General features: G+C 68.0%; 14 protein-coding genes. 6 read left to right on the top strand and 8 right to left on the bottom strand.

The window, feature by feature from the left end:
• Positions 1 to 466: hypothetical protein (locus AAFU51_10050; protein ID MEO1571599.1), on the bottom strand; the 466-nt coding region annotated here is incomplete at its 3' end.
• A gap of 556 nt (positions 467 to 1,022) precedes the next feature.
• The gene (locus AAFU51_10045; protein ID MEO1571598.1) at positions 1,023 to 3,467 is read right to left on the bottom strand and encodes a DUF5686 family protein; all 2,445 of its coding nucleotides are present in this window, start codon (positions 3,465 to 3,467) and stop codon (positions 1,023 to 1,025) included.
• Positions 3,468 to 3,707: 240 nt separating this feature from the next.
• Here AAFU51_10045 and AAFU51_10040 point away from each other — a divergent pair, with 240 nt between their 5' ends.
• From AAFU51_10040 to AAFU51_10020, 5 genes are all read left to right on the top strand, one after another.
• Positions 3,708 to 4,295: an intradiol ring-cleavage dioxygenase gene (locus AAFU51_10040; GenBank protein MEO1571597.1), complete on the top strand. Its 588-nt coding sequence runs from the start codon at positions 3,708 to 3,710 to the stop codon at positions 4,293 to 4,295.
• A gap of 2 nt (positions 4,296 to 4,297) precedes the next feature.
• The gene (locus AAFU51_10035) at positions 4,298 to 4,945 is read left to right on the top strand and encodes a hypothetical protein (GenBank protein MEO1571596.1); all 648 of its coding nucleotides are present in this window, start codon (positions 4,298 to 4,300) and stop codon (positions 4,943 to 4,945) included.
• On the top strand, positions 4,938 to 5,606 hold the full coding sequence (locus AAFU51_10030; protein MEO1571595.1) for an HD domain-containing protein: 669 nt from the start codon (positions 4,938 to 4,940) through the stop codon (positions 5,604 to 5,606). Before AAFU51_10035 ends, AAFU51_10030 begins: the two co-directional genes overlap by 8 nt.
• 93 nt (positions 5,607 to 5,699) lie before the next feature.
• Positions 5,700 to 6,419, top strand: a complete 720-nt coding sequence (locus tag AAFU51_10025; protein ID MEO1571594.1) for a hypothetical protein — start codon at positions 5,700 to 5,702, stop codon at positions 6,417 to 6,419.
• A 143-nt stretch (positions 6,420 to 6,562) separates the two neighbouring features.
• Positions 6,563 to 7,180: a thioredoxin family protein gene (locus AAFU51_10020; protein ID MEO1571593.1), complete on the top strand. Its 618-nt coding sequence runs from the start codon at positions 6,563 to 6,565 to the stop codon at positions 7,178 to 7,180.
• Between the two features lie 218 nt (positions 7,181 to 7,398).
• Here the strand turns inward: AAFU51_10020 and AAFU51_10015 are convergent, their stop codons facing one another.
• From AAFU51_10015 to AAFU51_09990, 6 genes are all read right to left on the bottom strand, one after another.
• Entirely contained in the window at positions 7,399 to 8,064 is a 666-nt protein-coding gene (locus AAFU51_10015) for a fumarylacetoacetate hydrolase family protein (GenBank protein MEO1571592.1), read from the bottom strand.
• Positions 8,065 to 8,106: 42 nt separating this feature from the next.
• Positions 8,107 to 8,742, bottom strand: a complete 636-nt coding sequence (locus tag AAFU51_10010) for a hypothetical protein (GenBank protein MEO1571591.1) — start codon at positions 8,740 to 8,742, stop codon at positions 8,107 to 8,109.
• A 140-nt stretch (positions 8,743 to 8,882) separates the two neighbouring features.
• On the bottom strand, positions 8,883 to 9,935 hold the full coding sequence (locus AAFU51_10005) for a hypothetical protein (protein MEO1571590.1): 1,053 nt from the start codon (positions 9,933 to 9,935) through the stop codon (positions 8,883 to 8,885).
• A gap of 89 nt (positions 9,936 to 10,024) precedes the next feature.
• Positions 10,025 to 10,654, bottom strand: a complete 630-nt coding sequence (locus AAFU51_10000) for a hypothetical protein (GenBank protein ID MEO1571589.1) — start codon at positions 10,652 to 10,654, stop codon at positions 10,025 to 10,027.
• A gap of 211 nt (positions 10,655 to 10,865) precedes the next feature.
• Positions 10,866 to 11,252, bottom strand: coding sequence for a DUF3037 domain-containing protein (locus tag AAFU51_09995; protein ID MEO1571588.1), 387 nt, complete (start codon positions 11,250 to 11,252; stop codon positions 10,866 to 10,868).
• A gap of 41 nt (positions 11,253 to 11,293) precedes the next feature.
• Positions 11,294 to 12,211, bottom strand: coding sequence for a HipA family kinase (locus tag AAFU51_09990; protein ID MEO1571587.1), 918 nt, complete (start codon positions 12,209 to 12,211; stop codon positions 11,294 to 11,296).
• Between the two features lie 251 nt (positions 12,212 to 12,462).
• Here AAFU51_09990 and AAFU51_09985 point away from each other — a divergent pair, with 251 nt between their 5' ends.
• The gene (locus tag AAFU51_09985) at positions 12,463 to 17,295 is read left to right on the top strand and encodes a CHAT domain-containing tetratricopeptide repeat protein (GenBank protein MEO1571586.1); all 4,833 of its coding nucleotides are present in this window, start codon (positions 12,463 to 12,465) and stop codon (positions 17,293 to 17,295) included.
• Positions 17,296 to 17,612 lie beyond the last annotated feature (317 nt).

The raw sequence follows: 17,612 nt of genomic DNA, 5'->3' as shown, positions 1-17,612 counted from the left end.
GAGAAGTTGGCGGGGAGCTATCGGGCGATGGTGCAGTTGGCGATCGTGGAGCGCTACCTGCGCGAATATCCAGACAGTGCCTAGTCTCGTGGGCAAGTAAAAAAATATTTGATTTAAGCGGATCAATAGATTGGTATTTATTGATGCTACCATTTGAGCAGTCTAAAGAAACTCCACCATATGTTCCGTATGCTGGACTAAATACAGTTGCGCCAACGTTGCACAGACTAGCCAGTCCATCAGCGCTACCTGTAATGTTAAGTTGGAGATTTCTAAAAATAAATATCATTTGATCAAAAATACCATTATTATCGTAGTCATATAAGGCAGTATTGATATTGGTACCAAAAAAATTCCAAAACTCCTGGACAATTTTTTGAATGTTCAAATTTGACGGCGCTACTGTGAGTGCATAATCAGCTTGATCTAGCTGAGTTGTGTAGCTTGTTTCATCTCCAAACAGCACGAAATTTCCGTTCGACTGCTGGTGAAAGTAATCTGTCAGCGATCCAGCAAGAAACGGAGGACTAGGGTCCGGGTCGAGTAGAGCACCTTGGATATCGGGGGCTGCCTGGGTGGACAGCCATCCGGGGTTCCCTGCGGGTGGACAGGGGGTGGGCGGGTCACCGTTGTCGTCTCGAAACCGAACGTAGACGATCAGGGCTCGGTAGGTACCCGTCGGAGCAAGAGCATTGGAGGATGGCTGTCCGCCAGTACCCCCTGCTGCGCTGCTGGTTGTCCCACATACAAAGCTGGTACCCTGGGCCAGCGCTCCAGGAGACGCGACAAGAAGCGCACCGGCTAAACACACGAACCGGAGTGAGAGGGACTGCATCGTAGTAACGCGTGGGTTGGAAGAGAATACTTAGCCACAATACCCCGTATAAGAGAGCGCAAACAAGGGGCTAATTTTTCAAGGATCAGGTAGCGGTCTCCTGTGAGCAGGTAGAGGTATTCCATGCGTCCCCAGGCGACCTACCCCACGGTGCAATCCCTGTACGGCGGCCTGCCAGAATACCGTCTCAGAATAGCCGCGCGAAGCCGAGCGTGACGGTGGTACCCGGCTCGTCGAGGCGGAACGTCACGTCGAGGCGTAGCGGCAGCGCGAGGCCGCCGGAGAGCCCCACGCCGACCTCGTGGTGCTGCCAGTCTGTGGTAGGGCCGAACGCGTTGAGGTCGCCCGTAGCGTGTGCACCGTGGACGAGCAGCCCAACGTTGTTGACCGCCGCCCACTCCCAGCCGAGCAGCTCGAACGGCACGCTGCGGAAGTCGTGCTCCCAGAAGCCTGCCACGTAGCGCGTCGCCTCGATGGGTCGCCCGACGCGCGCCCGGAGCGTTCCGAACGGCGCGAGGCCGAGGAGACTGCCCTCGACCGCGTAGGTACGCTGCGGCAGCAGGTCGCCGGACGTGGTACCGGCCGTCACGCGCAGGTGGAGTGCGTTGGGAAAGAGACGGCGGCGCAGGAACGTCGGCACGGTCACGCCTACTGCGGCCTCGGTGCGGACAAAGCTGAAGTCGCCCCCGAGCGCGTCGGCATCGGCGATCTCGACGCGCACCTCGGCCCCGGTGTGGCCGGTGCCTGCGGCGAAGAAGCCCGTCTCGGTGCTGCCCACGGAGAGCCGCGCCTGCACGGCATGCACATCGCCCTCGGCGACGGCGGGGTTGGCCCGGCGGTCGCCTCCGCCGAGGAGCGCGGCGTCTTCCGTATCCAGGAGCGAGCGGTGGCGCTCCGCCGCGAACCGGACGAGCGGACGCAGCCGCCCGAGCGGCCCGGCCGGGATACTCGCCGACACCTGCCCGTAGGCGCGGCGGCGGTCGTAGTAGTCGAAGTAGTCGTCGCCCCCGAGTGCGACGGATGCGGAGTTGACGAAGCGCGCGTGGGCGTCGGACCGATAGCGCCGGACGACCTCGTCGCCATAACCCGCGACCACGCGGAGGCCCGTGCGCCCAAACCGGTGCAGCGTCCCGACGCGCACGCTCCAGCCGATATCGCCGAGGCCGGTCCGGTATCCAACCTGCCCGCCGACGTAGGGCCCGACGCGCGACGAGATCGTGAGCGCCCCGCCGAGGTGCGCCTGCTCGACGCGGTTGGCCCAGACTACGGGTTCGAAATCGGTGGAGAGCAGGCGGCGCTTCCCGCTCCCTCCGCTGCCGCCGCCATCGCTGCCCGTATTGAACTCGATGAAGCGCGCCCAGAAACCGCTCGGCTCGAACGCATTCTCCAGCGTGTCCGTCGAGTCGATTTCGGCGTAGGCCGTCGCCTCGCGGGCGGTGAGCGGGACGGTCTGGCCTTCGTCTTCCAGCGCCGCGCCGGACGCGACGGCGACCGAGTCCACGCGGGTCGCATCGTCGGCGTAGAGCGAGTCCGGGACGGGCACGTTGAGTTGGTAGTCCGAGAGGCGCGTCGTGAGGCGGAAGCCGAAGTCGGGGAAGCTCAGCCCGGTCATGCCGATGCGGCCCTTGCCCACGAGCCGGAAGTCGGCCGGGAGCCACACGGCGTCGGATTGGGAGGCCTCGGCGAACCCTGCTTCGGTGGCGGCGACGTACTGCTGCGCCAGCGTGAGGTCGAACGCCTGCACGAGTGGGAAGCGGACGGCATCGTTGACGCTCACCTCGGCGGCGAGGAGCACCGCGGCCCCGCCCAGGTCGGCCGGGCGCGGGTCGAGGTCGAGCACAGCGAGGGTGCCTTCGAAGCCAGGTTGCAGGCGCCCGCCCGTCTCGAACGCCACGTCGTAGACGCGCCGCCCGCCCTGCGTGCGCTCGCCCGTGATGGCGAATCGGTAGAACCGCAGCGCCTCCGGCGAGGTCGGCCCCACGAGGTCGTAGCCGCCGAAGTCCACGTCGTCGTCGTAGAGGTTGACGAGGTCGTCGGCGGCGGTGAAGACGTCGGCGCTAAAGGCGTTGGTGAGGTTGTCCGTGGTGCGGTAGGCCTGGACGATCTCGCGGAGGCCGCGCTCGCGGTCCCAGAAGGCCTGCGTGGCGCTCTCCGTGATGGCGGCGATAGCCGTGTCGGACTCGATGACCTGGCGGCTGAAGGCGTCGGCCTGCCATGTGCGGAGGCGGTCCTGCCAACGCGCCTTGTGCGCCACGACGCGCCGCATGAGCGCCAGCGCGGGATCCTCGCCGGAGACCACGACCTCGCCGAGCGTCTGCGTGTCGGGCGCGAGCGCCACGTTGAGCGTGAGGGTGCCGCCGGTGGCCTGGATGGTCTCGCGCGCAGTGACGTAGCCGAGCGTGCGGACGAGTAACGTCGCGGTGTCGGTGCCTGCGGGCAGCGTGAGCGCGTAGCGGCCGTCTGGGTTGGCGATGGTGCCGCGCAGCGTCCCCTCGATCTGGACGGTGGCGGCGGGGACGGGGTCGCCGGTGGTGGCGTCGGTGACGCGGCCGGCCACCGTGGTCGGGGCTTGGGCGAGGGCCTTCGGAGCGAGGAATAGAACGGCAGCCAGGAGGCAGAGCGGAGCGCGCATGGAGATGGGGCTGGGGTGTGAGCGTGCGGGCGGCTCTACGGCGCGGACGAAGCGCGGTTGCTCCCAGGCCGAGCGTCCTGCCCTCGGAGTAACACCCGGCCTCGGCTTTCCCGTGCACGACGTGGCGACCGACGCTATTGACATGCGACCCAGACCGAGCAACCTGCGCGATGTGGGTGGGTCCTCGATGCCCGCCCCCCCTCCTCTCCGTTTCTTCCGGGCTCCCCGTTTCTTGCTGCCATGCGCTTCTGCCTCCTCGCCCTCCTATTCGTCGCCTTCGCCGTCGCGCGTTCTGCCAGCGCGCAGCCCTTGCCTACGTGCGAGTGGTGCGGTGCCGACGAAGCCCCAGACGACCTCACCGCCACGGACACCATCCCCACCCCCGGCGAGTCCGGCGAACGCCTCCGCCTCACCGGACTCGTCACCGACGCCGAGGGCCAGCCCGTGGCCGATGTGCTCGTCTACGCCTACCACACCAACGCCTCGGGCTACTATCCCCACCGCAAAGGCGAGGCGGGCAACGAGCGCCGCCACGGTTACCTCCGCGGCTGGGTCCGCACCGACGCCGACGGCCGCTACACCTTCCACACGATCCGCCCCGCGCCCTACCAGAACCGCACCGAGCCCGCGCACATCCACCTCACCGTGCAGCCCCCCGGCGCCGACGAGATTTGGATCGACGACGTGATGTTCGAGGGCGATCCGCTCCTGACCGACGCCTACCGCGCCCGGCTCGAACAGCGTGGCGGCTCGGGCATCGTCACGCTCACCCGCGAGGGCGACGGCCCCTGGCTGGCCGTGCGCGACATCGTCCTGGACGCCGAATAGCGATGACCCTGGACGCCCGCCCCGAGACGGCGCCGATCGAGGCCGAAGGCCGCGCTTGCACCGTCGTTCGCTTTCGAGAGATGACCGGTAGCGTGCTCAGGTGGCCCCGGGTCGCCGAGGCGATGCTGGGTGACGCCGCATTTCGCGCGACATGGAACGGGTGCTGGGCGACGGACTCCGCGTTCATGTGGAAGCCGATCCCGATCCATCCGAGCACCTATGACCAGCCGTTCTTTGCCGTGCTCGTTCCATCGCGGTTTCCGCCAGCCGATTCCTCCGCGTTCGGGTCCCACCTCGATGCGCTAGCACCGGACGACCTCGTCGCGTCGTTTGCGAACCTCGGCGGTACGTCGCGCCTCGTCGTCCCCGCCGAACGAGGCGACTATGGGCACCTGGCCGCCTTCTGCCGCACCGCCTCTACCACCGAAGTGGATGCGTTCTGGCGCGAGGTAGGCCGTTACGCACACGACGCCATCGAATCGGGACACGCTGTCTGGTGCAACACACACGGGCATGGCGTGCCCTGGCTCCACGTCCGCTTCGACCCAACACACAAGTACGCTGCGTTCCCGCCGCACGGCCCCATCACCGAGGCAAGCCAGGACGCCTGGTACCGCCACTACTACCACCCCGCCTTCTCTGATGCCTGACGCTCTCTTCGACCCAGACCAATGGACGCCACGCTTCGAGGCGTTCTTGCGTGCGCAGCCGCCTGCCCCCGACGGTGGGCACGGCCTCGGCCACATCCGCCGCGTCGTGGCGACGGCCACCCACCTCGCCGACGCTGAGGGCGCGCGCCTCGACGTGGTGCTCCCGGCCGCGTGGCTGCACGACTGCGTGGCCGTGGCGAAGGACGACCCGCGCCGCAGGCAGGCCTCGCGGCTGGCCGCCGATACGGCGACAGCGTTCCTTCGCGACGCGGGCTACCCCGCAGAGCCGCTGCCTGCCATTGCCCACGCCATCGCGGCGCACAGCTTCTCAGCGGGCATCCCGCCGGAAACCCTCGAAGCGCAGGTCGTCCAGGACGCCGACCGCCTCGACGCCCTCGGTGCTATCGGCATCGCCCGGGCGTGGCTCGTCGGCGGGTCCCTCGGCCTCCCTCTCGCCCACGAGGACGACCCCTTCGCCCAGCACCGCCCGCTCGACGACCGGACGTACGCGCTCGACCACTACTTCGTGAAACTGCTCCGCCTCACCGACACGATGCAGACCAACGCGGGCCGCGCCGAGGCGTCGCGCCGCACCGCGGTCATGCAGGCCTACCTCGACCAGCTCCGCGAAGAGATGGGGAGCGGGCCCAGTATCGCGTAATCACCTGATTGTCCGCGAGGGTGCCCCCTCCTAAGCTGAGTGTACTGTGGTGCCACAGCGGCACTCGTTCGTTTCTCAGCTTCAGTGTCACCCATGAGCACCTATCTCTATGCCCGCACCTTCGCTGAAGGGCAGGCCCCTACTTCCGCGCCCGCTACGCCGATGCAACGCGCGGCGCGGCCGCGTGGAAGCCGTAACACTGCAGACGCCCGCGAGACCGCCGACGGTGTAGGCCTAGACGCTGGCGGCGACGACACGACCCCCAATGGGACCACGCAAGACACGACGGGCAGCTACATCACCGCTGTGCTCGCGCTGCTTCCCTCAGAGGTCATCGTACTCCACTCCGCGTTTATGGCCTATGCCACCCGGCAGGAGACCGATGGAAGCGATTCTGTTCCCGGAGCAGAGACGATCTCGATCCTCATCGTCGAGCCGCGGCCGCTGGCCTTCGCTTTCGTGTTCCTTCTCGTGGCAAGCCTGCTGCTCTACGTCGTCGGGCGGATCCAGACGGGGCAGTGGGTGTGGAGCAAGGACCTCCTTCGTATGCTCATTCCGCCTATCGCCTTCACGGCGTGGTGCCTACTCGAACCAGTCACGGCGATCGATGGTCTCCTCAACGTGCTCGAATGGACCGAGGACGTGACTGAAGCGTGGCGCAGCGTGGTCGGACTCAGCACCGCCGTGATCGTGAGCATGGCAGCGACAGCCCTCGCCTACCAGGCGCCGGACGCCCCCGACGACCCTCCGCAGGACGGCGATCCGACGGAGAGGGGTAGCCAAAATGCCGCCGATAGTACTGCCCAGGAGTAGGGCAGCATTGGGCGGTTTGAGTTCCTTCGAAATTGACGTGGAGTCGCGCATGTAGGCCGACCTGTACACCTGCCTGGCGTAAGAGCAAACCACGTTGCACCGTCTGCATTCCAGACTGATCGTTCCACCACGTCCTTATGCCGATGGCTACCTCGACGCTTCTCGACCGCATCCGCCGCGATGGGCTCTCCTACGCCGCCTACCGCCAGCAGTGGGCCGACGCCCTCACGCAGTCCCTCAAAGGCCTCGACAAAGAGGCGCGGAAGTACCACTTCTACCGCAAGTACAACGCCGAGCGGACCGTACATGTCCACGACGCCTACGTACCCTCGGACGCCCTCCGCGCCGCGCTCGCGCGGATCGTCGCGCCGCAGACGTGGCTCGTGCTCACCGAGGCGTGGTGCGGCGACTCGGCCTTCAACCTCCCCGTAATCGCCGAGGCTGCTGAGCTGAGCGACCACGTGTCGCTTCACGTCTTGCTGCGCGACGAAAACGTGGACCTCATCGAGCGCTACCACACCAATGGCAGCCACAGCATCCCGAAACTCATCGCCTTCAATGCCGACGGGGCCGAGCTCTTCACCTGGGGCCCGCGTCCCGCTGAAGCGCAGGCGCAGATGCGCTCGATCCTCGACGGCGGCGCGGCACCGGCGCTTGCTAAGCAGCAGTTCGCCGACTGGACGACCGAGACGGAGGCGTGGACCCTCGTGGACCGTGACCTCGCCGCACTCGTAGCCGCGACCGCCGAGGTGACGGCGTAACGAGCGTGCGTAACCCGGTGCCACCCAGTAGCGACGTCGACAAGCCGCGTCCCTGCCCCCCCCCCGCGTTCCTGCCCCGTCGCGTCTCTGCCCCTCGGTCTCATGCTTCACATCGTACACCGTCTGCAACGCCGTTTCCCGGACGCCCCGCTCGTGCGAACGCTCACGTTCGCCTCGTTGAGCGGGGTGCTCCTCGGCCTCGGGATGCTGCTGGCGGGCTAGACCGCCTCGGCTTCGACGGCCACGTGCAGCGGCTGCAGGCCCGTCGCGGTCGCTTCGAGCATGTCGCCCGGATGCACTTGGCCGACGCCTTCTGGCGTGCCGGTGTAGATCAGGTCACCCGGTTCGAGCGTGAAGACGCGCGAGCAGTAGGCCACGATCTGCGCGACGGAGAAGATCATGTGCGCCGTCGTCCCGGCTTGGCGTGCCTCGCCGTTGATGGAGAGTGCGAGGTCGAGCGCCTGCGGGTCGGCGATGGCGGACGCGGGCGTGAGCGGTCCGAGGGGCGCGAACGTGTCGAAGCCCTTCGCCACGCTCCACGGCGCCTTTTTGGCCTTGGCCGTGGCCTGGATGTCCCGCGCCGTCATGTCGAGGCCGAGCGCATAGGCCGCGACGTAGTCCAGCGCGTCCGCCTCGGCGATGTGCTTGCCGCCGCGACCGATCACCACCACGACCTCGACCTCGTGGTGGACGTTGTCCGACATCGCCGGGATCACGACGGCGCCGCCAGAGGACACGAGCGCTGAGGTGGGTTTGAGAAAGACGACGGGCGCCTCGGGCAGGTCGGAGCCGCCCATCTCGCGGACGTGCGCGGCGTAGTTGCGGCCGATGCAGAGGACTTTACCGGGGCGTACAGTCGTGCCGTCGGGAAGCGTGAGGGTCATGGGCGCGCGAATGGTGAACGGGAGCGCCCAAGGTAGACCCAATCACGAGGGCGGTGCACCGTAGCGGGCTTCGTACGCACGCGCGGCGGTTGCCTCCTCATAGGACATCACCCGTTCCAGGCGGACGACGCCGTCGGTATAGCGCCCGCGCTGCACCTGATGATCGGAGCGGACGCGGACGGTGACGAGCTTGTGGTTGGTCGGCCCCGCCACCGGCAGGTCGAAGTCGCTGGGGTGGACATACTGCACCGTGACGGCGACTTCGAACGGCATGCGTTGGCCGTTGCGTAGCGTGAAGGGCACCGGCTGCCACACGGCGACATCGTTGACGTGGCTGTGCGCGTCGTCGAGATCGTCGCAGCCGGGGTCGGTCCACGGCTCGGCGAGGGCGCAGCCGAACGCGCGGCCTTCGGGGGCCGTCCGGCCAAACTCCAGCCTACCGGAGAACTCGCTGGGGCCGCTAGGCAAGCCGTACTGGTGCACCTCCTCAGGCGTCGAGCGCTCGTCGAACGACTTTGCGGCGAGAACTTCCATCGTGTGGAGCGCCACGCCTGCCGCCATCATCTCGATCTCGGTGTCGAGCATGTCGTCGTCGGTGGCGATGAGAGCCTGCTGATGGTTGAGCGACAGCATCCCGGTGAGCGCGAGGGCGAGGAGGGCGAGGAGGGTCTGCGGCATGAAGTACGTAGGTGAAGCGAAGGGAGGAGGCAGCGCCCGGCCCCACCGCTGTGCGAGGCGGCTGTAGGGTCAGCGGTGGAGCCGGGCCTCCTGCGCCGCAGGGCCTCCTGAAATTGCATGGCGTTGTGAGTGCGGCGTCTTTAGGCGGGCTCCTCGCCAGGCGAGCCGGGCAGCGGCGTCAGCGTGACCTCGACGACCTGGTCGCTGAAGTCGGGGCGCGAGCCATAGTCGCGGAGGGCGCGGTAGCCCTCGGCGTTGGTCGTGGGCCAGCCGTCACCGTCGTAGCCCTCGATCTTGGTCTTCTGCAGGCTCGACGAGCGCGCCTTGGTCAGGTCGGGGTCGTCCCATTCGGTGCGGCGCTGGTCTTCCCAGCCGATACGCCAGCGCTGATCGTCGGTGGGGTGTTGCTCCACCATCGCCCAGATTGACTCCTCGGTGACGGTGACGTACGGCTCGTAGTCGTTGAGCGCGTAGTGGCTGTGGTCATAGACCGAAGCGTCGTAGGTGGCGGCGTAGACGCCTTCCTCGGAGCAGTTCTTATCGACGCCGATGAAGAAGTTGAGCCGGGTGCCGGTCTGGAGCGTCTCGCTGAAGGTTTCGCGCGAGCCGTCGCGGCCGTTGCCCGGCGTGAAGATCATCACGGGGTCGAGCGCCACGTAGCCGTCGCCGTCGGTGTCCACGGGGTCGCCAGTCTGACGGGCTGCAACGGGGATGAGGCGTTCAAGCCAGACCGACGAGCAGTAGCCCGCCATCGACTCGATGAACTCGACCGTGAGCGTGCTCGGCTGCTTGACGGTAAGCACCTGGATGCGGTGTTCCTCGTTGATCGTGTGCGAGGCGGTGCCGTAGTAGCCCGTGACATGGAGGTCGAGCGCGTGGCCATCCTTGACCGTGGCCCGGGCCTCGTAGGTGCCGCCCTGGTGGCTGCCGGTCTTGCGGCCAAACGGGTCAGGGCGACCGTCGCTGGTGCGGCCGTTGATCCGGGCTTGCGCCTCGTTGAGGTCCGCGCCCGCGTCCCGGGCAAGCGCGACGGTGACGTTGTAGGCCGAGCGTGCGATCTCGCGAGCGAGCACCTCCTCCTGGTAGGAGGCCTGCGCTCGACGCGTCTCGGAGGCCGATTCTTGGGTCTGGAACAGCGAGGCACCTCCGAAGAGCGCCGTCGCGGTGACGATGAGGAGTAGGGCCTTTCCCATAGTGTGCGGCTGGGCGTTGGTGGCGTGGAGTGGCGAGGCGAGTGAAGCGGTGCGGGGGGACGGCGCGGATGCGTGCGGGCGTGCAGCGCTCAGTCTTCGCGGAGCGTGAGCGTGGTCGCCCAGTGCAGTTCGCGGAACGTGGGCACGCGGCCTTGGGGCGGCTGCGTCAGCGAGAAGGCTACGCGGAGGAAGGCGACATCGCCTGGACTCGCGGCGGCCTGCCCGAGGCGCGTCATCGGCTCGATGTCGAAATGCGTCAGCGTGGCGGGGCTGAGGCCGCCGGGCTGCCACGGCGTCGTCCAGGCGGGCGTGCCGTTGAGCAGCGCCGCTTCTCGCGTGGAGCGGACGACCTGGTATTGCTGAACCGTCGTGTCCGGGTAGCTCGCCCCCGTCGTAGCAACGAGCTGGTAGCGGATGGATACGCGCGTGGTGTCGAACGTCGTGCTGACGAGGTCGCGGTGAAACGAGAAGGCGGCCGTCTGCCCCCCCTCGTGCGTGGGCATGGCGAAGCGCGTGGCCAGAGGCCCGACGGTGTGCTCGCCGAGCTGCGCGAGGTCGTCTTCGAGCCACTCCGCGAAGTCGAGCGACTGGGCCTTCACCTGGTAGAGCGAGGCCTGCTCGACCTTCGCCTCGGTGAGGCGGGCCGTCATGGCCGTGACGATGAGGAACACCGTCGAGCCGATAAGCAGGGAAACGAGATGGTCGTGGATAAAGGTCATAGCTGGGGTCGGGAGAATGGGCGACCGGCGATGGACCTAGCGACCAGGCGGTGGGTGCGGCGTCTGTGTCTGGCTGAGTCTCACGCAGGATCTCTATTCTGAGACAGCCTGCCAAGGAATACCCGACTAGGCGGCCGTATTGTCCACGGCGTGCCTCGTTGCGTGCCCCTGAACCTTTTGTGGGCGACCGTTCCGCGCACGCACGCGCGCCTCAGCGGGCCACGAGTGTCTGATAGAGCGACACGAGCGTCGCCGCGGGGTCCGTGGTGCGGCCGCTGTGAACCGGCGAGGTGCGGAGCGCGGCGGAGCGTGGAGCCGTGAGCCAGTGGAACCGCTCCGAAGGCGGATAGCACCCGATCACCCCGTGCCCGTTGCACACCGTTTCGTAGGCATGGAGCGTGCCCTGCAACAATGCCCCGGACAGCACGGCGAGGTCGGTCAGCGTCGCCACCTCCGGGTGCAGTCGCGCCTCTAGGAAGCGCGCGCGCCGGGCGTGCAGCACCACACCTACGTTCACAAACGCGCCCCGCGCCACCGACGGCACAACGCGCACGACGGCGTAGTCGTAGTCGATCCAGACGGGGGGCTCGCTCGGCATGCTCATCGGCGGATACTTAGCGGCGGATAATCAGCGGCGGCTCAGCGACGGTAGGGCAGGGCTGCCCTAGGGCCCTCGGCGAGAGTAGCCTGCGCCCGGATCGCCTCGGCCACGAACGGCCGCAGCCCCCCGTCCGGCGGTGGAGCGAGGCGCGCGTTGAGAAAGGCGACGTAGGCCGCCCGGTTGGCAGCGGCGCTCTCGAACGGGGGCGTACGGCCTTCGGGCGCGTCCATCAGCAGCGCATCGGGTACAGCCTCCAACATCGCCTCAAGGTCTGCCGCGTCCAGCGATGGCGCGAGCCGCGCGTCGGCCTCGGCGAGATCGCCTGCGACGGGGAGCAGCACGTGGTCACGAATCGGGACGAACGGGGCCGTCGCCTTTTCGGCGACGAGCGCCTGCACGTTGGCCGCGTCCCAGGCGTGGTGCACGTAGAGCGCCGCCCCGTGGTCGATGAGCCAGATCGTCGGGCGGGCGGCCCCGCTGGCCTGGGTGAGCAACAGGTTGGGGTTGCGGGCCGTCCGGTCGATGTTGGTCACGAGCGCGTCGAGCCACACGACCGCGGCGGCGGTTTCGGGATCAACGACGGACGTGCCCCCCTCGGGCATCACGTCGGGCAGGGCCGCGTCGTAGGTGAACGCGCCATCGAGGTAGCGCAGGCCGACGTTGATGCCGCGGCTGCCCTTGAGGATGTCCTGGATCTCGGGGTCCGGCTCGGTGCGCCCGAACGAATCGGCGAGATCGACGAGGGCGAGGTCGGGAACAGTCAGGCCAATCCGCTGGGCGAGCTGCCCGACGATGAGTTCAGCCACGAGTGCCCGGGCTCCCTGCCCCGCCCCGCGAAACTTGACGACGAACAACCCGGTCGCCGCACCCTCGGCGTCGGCGGTGTCGACCAGCGCAGGCAGTGAGCCGCCCTCGCGCAGGGGGGTGACGTAGCGCACGGCTGTGACGGTGGACAGAGGCATAATGGCGCGGACGCAGACGTGGTTGAGGGAGGAGTCGGGCTTGCCAACCATCGGCGTGGAGTGCGGTTTCTTGCGTCGGGCGCGGTCGTGCTGCACCTTGTGCATGGCTTACGATTCGTTTCATGGGTAGCCGTCGCCGCTCTTCTCCCCGAAGCCGGGGAGGGCGCGACAGCACGTTGTGCGGCACCTTGTGTGTTGCGGCCCTCTCCCTCCGCTGTCGGACTGTCCCATTCGCGCTCCTCGCTATGCGTGCCTATTTCTGCGCCCTGTTGCTCGTCGGCTTCGTCGTGCATTTTTCGCCCTGGGCACGTGCCCAAGACGCTACAGGGGGCGATGCACCGACCCAGCGCGTCCTGTTTGCCTTCGAGGTGCTAGGCCTCGCCGACGAGGCGCCGGGGGACTCGCTCCTCGTGCTCTTCGGCAGCGGCCCGCTCGACCGTCTCGTGCCAGGCGGGCGCGGGACGCCGTTCAGCGTCTACCAGGTCGCGGAGCATGACTCCGGCGGCGACGCGCTCGGGACCGCGCGAGTCGTAGGCGGAGGCCGCCGCAAGGCCGCCGCGCACATATGGCTGAGCAAACCAAAGGCACCGCAGTTGCGGCTCTATCCAGGCGACCTCCTCGAACTACCCATCACCATTCCTGCCGATACGCACGACGGCCTCCTGCTCTACCTCGCCCAGTTGGGCATCCGTCTCACGGACAATGCCGACGAGATGTTCGTCTCCCCTGAGGAGGTCTTTGCGCTGCGCTCCACCGAGGACGAGCAGGCGCTCCTCAAGCCCTTCGCTGACGCCGTGCACGAAGCTGGCGACTACGTCGTAGGCCTGCAAGAGAGCGGCAACCTGACCCCTCTCTTGGCCTCGCTCCTCGACCCCATCGGGCGCGGCTACTACGAGGGCCGCCTTCCGTTCGACCTCATGCTGGAGGCGACCACCGACGACCTCATCCGATTCCTGGACTTCGTACGGAGCTACCCTGGGAAATACGTCGGCGGACGCTGGAAGATCAGCGAGACGTTCGCCACGTGGCTCATCAACAGCGCGCCGTTGGGCCGCGACGGTCTCCGCGACTTCCTTCTCAGCGCCGACGACCTCGACGCCGCCATCGCGCGCTACGACTACGAGCATGACGAGGATTTCCTCACCGCGTGGCGTGACGAGGCAAAAGAGCTCGGTCGCCTAGGGCGGCTCGACGACGCGTTCCGGTTGCTCGATCTCGCCGAGCGCACGGCCCGCCACCAGGGCTGGGAGGCGAGCGCCGCGAGCGCGCTCTTCTCGCGAGGCCTCATCCTCACTGAGGCTGGCCGCTACCGTGACTCGGTGCCCGCCTACGAGCAGGCTATCGCCGAGTACGAGCGCCTTGGCGGGGTCGTCTCGCTGCTCAACGCCCTCTACAATATCTCGATCAACCAGGTTGCCCTCGGGGACTACACGGACGCGCTGGCGACCTCCGAGCGCGGCACCGCCCGGGCCGAGGCCGCGCGTGCTGAGGGCAACGCCTCACCCTACGATGTCGGCGAGCAAGTGCTGCGTCAGGGCGTCGCACTCAAACACCTCGGGCGCTACGACGACGCCCTCGCCGTCTACAGCCACGCGCTCACGCTCTACGAGGAGGACGGCTCTACGGCCAGCCTTCGCCGCATCGCGACCGTGCGCAACCGCCAGGCGGAGATCCAGAAGGAGCGCGGCCTATACCGCGACGCGCGCGCCGCCTACGAGGCCGTCCGCGGCGCCTTCGCGGCCCTTGCCGACACCGAGGGCGAGGCCGACGCGCTCGACGAACTCGGCTTTGTGACCTCGAACCTGGGGCAGTACGAGGAGGCGATTGCGCTCTGGCGCGAGGCCGACCGCCTTCACCGGATCAGCGGCCACCTTTCTGACGCGGGCTACTCGCTCAGCCAGATTGCCCAGAGCGAGTGGCGGCTCGGGCGCACCGCCGATGCCATCGCCACACACCGCGCGGCCATCGGGGTGCGCGAGCAGGCAGGTGACCTCTCAGGGCAGGCCTACTCGTGGCGCAAGCTCGCCAGCCTCTACACCGAGACAGGCCGCCCCACCCTCGCGCTGGAGGCCTTTGACCGCGCCGACGCGCTCTACGCCGAGGCAGGCAGCACGTCGGGCCGCGCCGAGGTGCTCATCGAGCGGGGCAACGTGTTCACGGAGCAAAACGACCACGCCCGCGCACTGCCGCTCTACGAGGAGGCGCTAGCGCTCTTCGAGGAAGCCGACGACCGCGAAGAGGTAGGCGGCACGCTGAGCGTCATCGGAAATGCCCTCGTCCGGCTGCGACGCTATCGCGAAGCCGAGGAGCGCTACGCGCGAGCGCTGGAGGTCAGCCGTGCGCTTGGCAAACGGACCTGGCAGGTCAACGACCTCGTAGCCCTCGGCAACCTTGCTGCAGAAGGGCAATACGACCGCGATGCCGCCGACGCCTACTACCGCGAGGCGCTGGAACTCGCCGAGAGCGTGGGTGCCACGACCGACGCTGCCCTCGCCATGGCCGCCTACGGCCGCTTCCTGAGCCAAGCCGGCCGCTTCGACGAGGCCGAAGCGCGCCTCACGGAGGCCTACGACCGCTGGGTAGCCGCCGGCAACCGCGTCGGGGAGGCCTGGACGCTCATCGACCTTGGCCACCTCAATGAACTGCGCGGCGATTTCGAGCGCGCACGCGAGCAGTACGAGGCGTCGCTGGCCATCGGCGAAGCCATCAACGACCTCGGGCGCGTCGGGACGGCGCTCGCCTACCTGGGAGACCTCGCCGGGGTCCTGGCCCAATTCGACGAGGCGGAGGCGTTCCACCGCCTGGCCCTCGCCGTGAGCGAGGAGTCGGCGAACCTATGGGGCCAGGCAGGGGCGCTCAATGGCCTCGGCAACCTTGCCGAGGACCGCGCCGACTACGCCGCGGCCCTCGACGCCTACGCGCGCGCCGACAGCCTCTACGATGCTCTCGGAAGTGACATTGCCCGTGCCGGTCCCATAAACAACGCAGGCGTCGTGCACCTCTTCCAGGGCGACTACGCCGCAGCCCTCGGCGCCTTCGAGCGGACGCGCGCCATCTACGAGGCGGCGGGCCAGGAGGACGCCGGGCTCCTCGTCGCCGAACTGAACGTGGCCCGAGCGCTCCTCGAACAGCAGCGATGGGACGAAGCCTCGGCTGCGAACGCCCGCGCCTTCGCGCTGGCCGAGCGCTTCGGCCTCGACCGCATCACCGCCGCCGTGCTCTACAACGACGGCCGCATCGCTCTCGAACGCCCCGAGCCAGACCCTGCCGCTGCTGCCGCTTCGATGCGCCGCGCAGTCGTGATCCTAGAGACGACCGACGAGCAGTCCCGTCTCACCGAAGCCCTTGGGGTCTTGGGCCGTGCGCTCCTCGCTAACGGGGAGGCCGGCGCCGCAGAGACGATGCTGGAACGGGCCGCCACGCTGGCCAGCGATCTCGGCATGCCGCAGCATGTCTGGGAGCCGACCTACACGCTCGCCTTGATCCGCGAGCAGCAGGGTCGCGACGCCGAGGCCGTAGCGCTCCTCCGCCAGGCCGTCGAGGCAATGGAGACGGTGCGCGCCCGCGTCGTGGGTGGTCAGGAGGCGCAGCGCCGCTTCGCCGAGGGTGGCCCCAAGGTCCGCGTCTACGAGGCGCTGGTGGCCGCCCTCATCGAGCAGGGCCAGACCGAGGAGGCGCTCGCCTACCTCGACCGCAGCTACTCCGACGACCTCCGCGCGCAGTTTGGTGACCCGCTCCTCCTTGCCGCCGCGGACGGGACCAGCGCGGATGGCACCGTCACGGAGGCTGATCGCCTCCGCGCTCTCCAGGCCACCGTGGACCAGTTGGAGACCGAGCGCGCCCAAGCGCTCGCTGCTGGCCAGACCGCACGCGCCGAGGCGCTCGCCGCGCGGCTCTCGGTGTCGCAGAGCGAGTACCGCGCCCTCCTCGACGACGAGATCCGCAACGACCCCGCGCTCGCCCGCCGTCTGCCCGACGCCGCGCGCACCCTCCAGCAGGAGCGCCGCGACTTCCCGGACGATCTTGCCGTGGTGACCTACCTCGTCGGCGAATCGCGGCTGTTTCTCTTTGTCGCCACGCAGGACTCCGTCGGCGCTGAGGTGCTGAACGCCAGCGTGGACGAGGTGCAGGGACTCGTGCAGGACCTCCGCCGCTTCATCGCCACGCCCACGGCTGCCGCCGCCGTGCGCAGCGGAAGCCTTGGCGGCGACGACAGCTCGGGCAGCACCGACGTCGATCGCTACGACGCCGTCCGGCAGCGGCTCTACGACCTGCTCATCGCACCGGCCGTCCCCCGCATCGGCGAGCGCACACGCCTCGCCATCATCCCCAACGGCCCGCTCTACGACCTCCCGTTCGCCGTACTACCCGCGCCCGACGACACCGGGCAGGCCGCCCCCGAGCGGTTCCTCATCGAAGACCGGACGCTGTTCTACGTCTCCGACCTCTCCGTGCTCTACCGGCGGGGCATGCGCGGCTCGGACATCCGCATCCGTGCGTTCGGCAACGCCACCACCGACTCGCTCGAAGCGCTCCCCTTCGCCGAGCGGGAAGTCGAGGCGCTCGCGCAGCTCTATCCGGGCTCCGAGCTCTTCGTCCGCGAGGCCGCCACGGAGCGGCAGGTCAAGGCCGCGCCGAGCGACTACACCGTGCTTCACCTCGCCACGCACGGCGTGCTCGACCCAAGGGTGGAGCGCTCCTACCTCGCACTCGCTCCCGACGGCGACGAAGACGGCCGCCTCACCCTCGACGAGGTCCGCCGCCTCGATGCGCTCGGCGACTATCGCCTGGTGACGCTCTCCGCGTGCGAGTCAGCGCTGGGCAACACGGACGAAGCCGCGTGGCCGATCAACCCGGCGCTCGCCTTCCTGGAAAACGGTGCGCGGACGGTCGTAGCCTCGCTGTGGAAAGTCGACGACGCCGCCACGGGCGCGCTCATGGAGGTGTTCTACACCACGCTCGCCGAGGGGGATGCGGCGGCGGCGCTGCAGCACGCCCAGACTGCGCTCCTCGCCGACTCTGCGACGCGGCACCCCTACTACTGGGCGCCCTTTGTGCTGCTGGGCGACGACCAGTAGCCCCTTACCATTTAGTTTGCATGAAGGTAGTTTTTCCCCTTGCCTAGCCACAGGTAAATCCCCTAGAGTCTCTTACGTCCTCTGTCAATAAGCACGTTCCCTTCGTTTTCTCGTAGGTGCTCGGCCGACAGCGGGTTGGTACACAGCTTGGTTGGTTCTGAGTTGCGGGCCTCTATGCCTACGCCGACGCCTTCCCCTCGGCGCGCGCACGGAGGAATTCTCAAACCGACGAGCTTCTTTTTCGCCGTGCCACTTGGTGGTGCTCCATCTTCGTGGAGCCGTACAGGTGGCCTGGACCCTCCTGCTATGCGAGCGAT

Source organism: Bacteroidota bacterium, from assembly GCA_039821555.1.
In the GTDB taxonomy this organism is placed as follows: domain Bacteria; phylum Bacteroidota; class Rhodothermia; order Rhodothermales; family Rubricoccaceae; genus JBCBEX01.
Note: the sequence above shows the minus strand (reverse complement) of the source record. Positions and strands in the feature narration are given on the sequence as shown.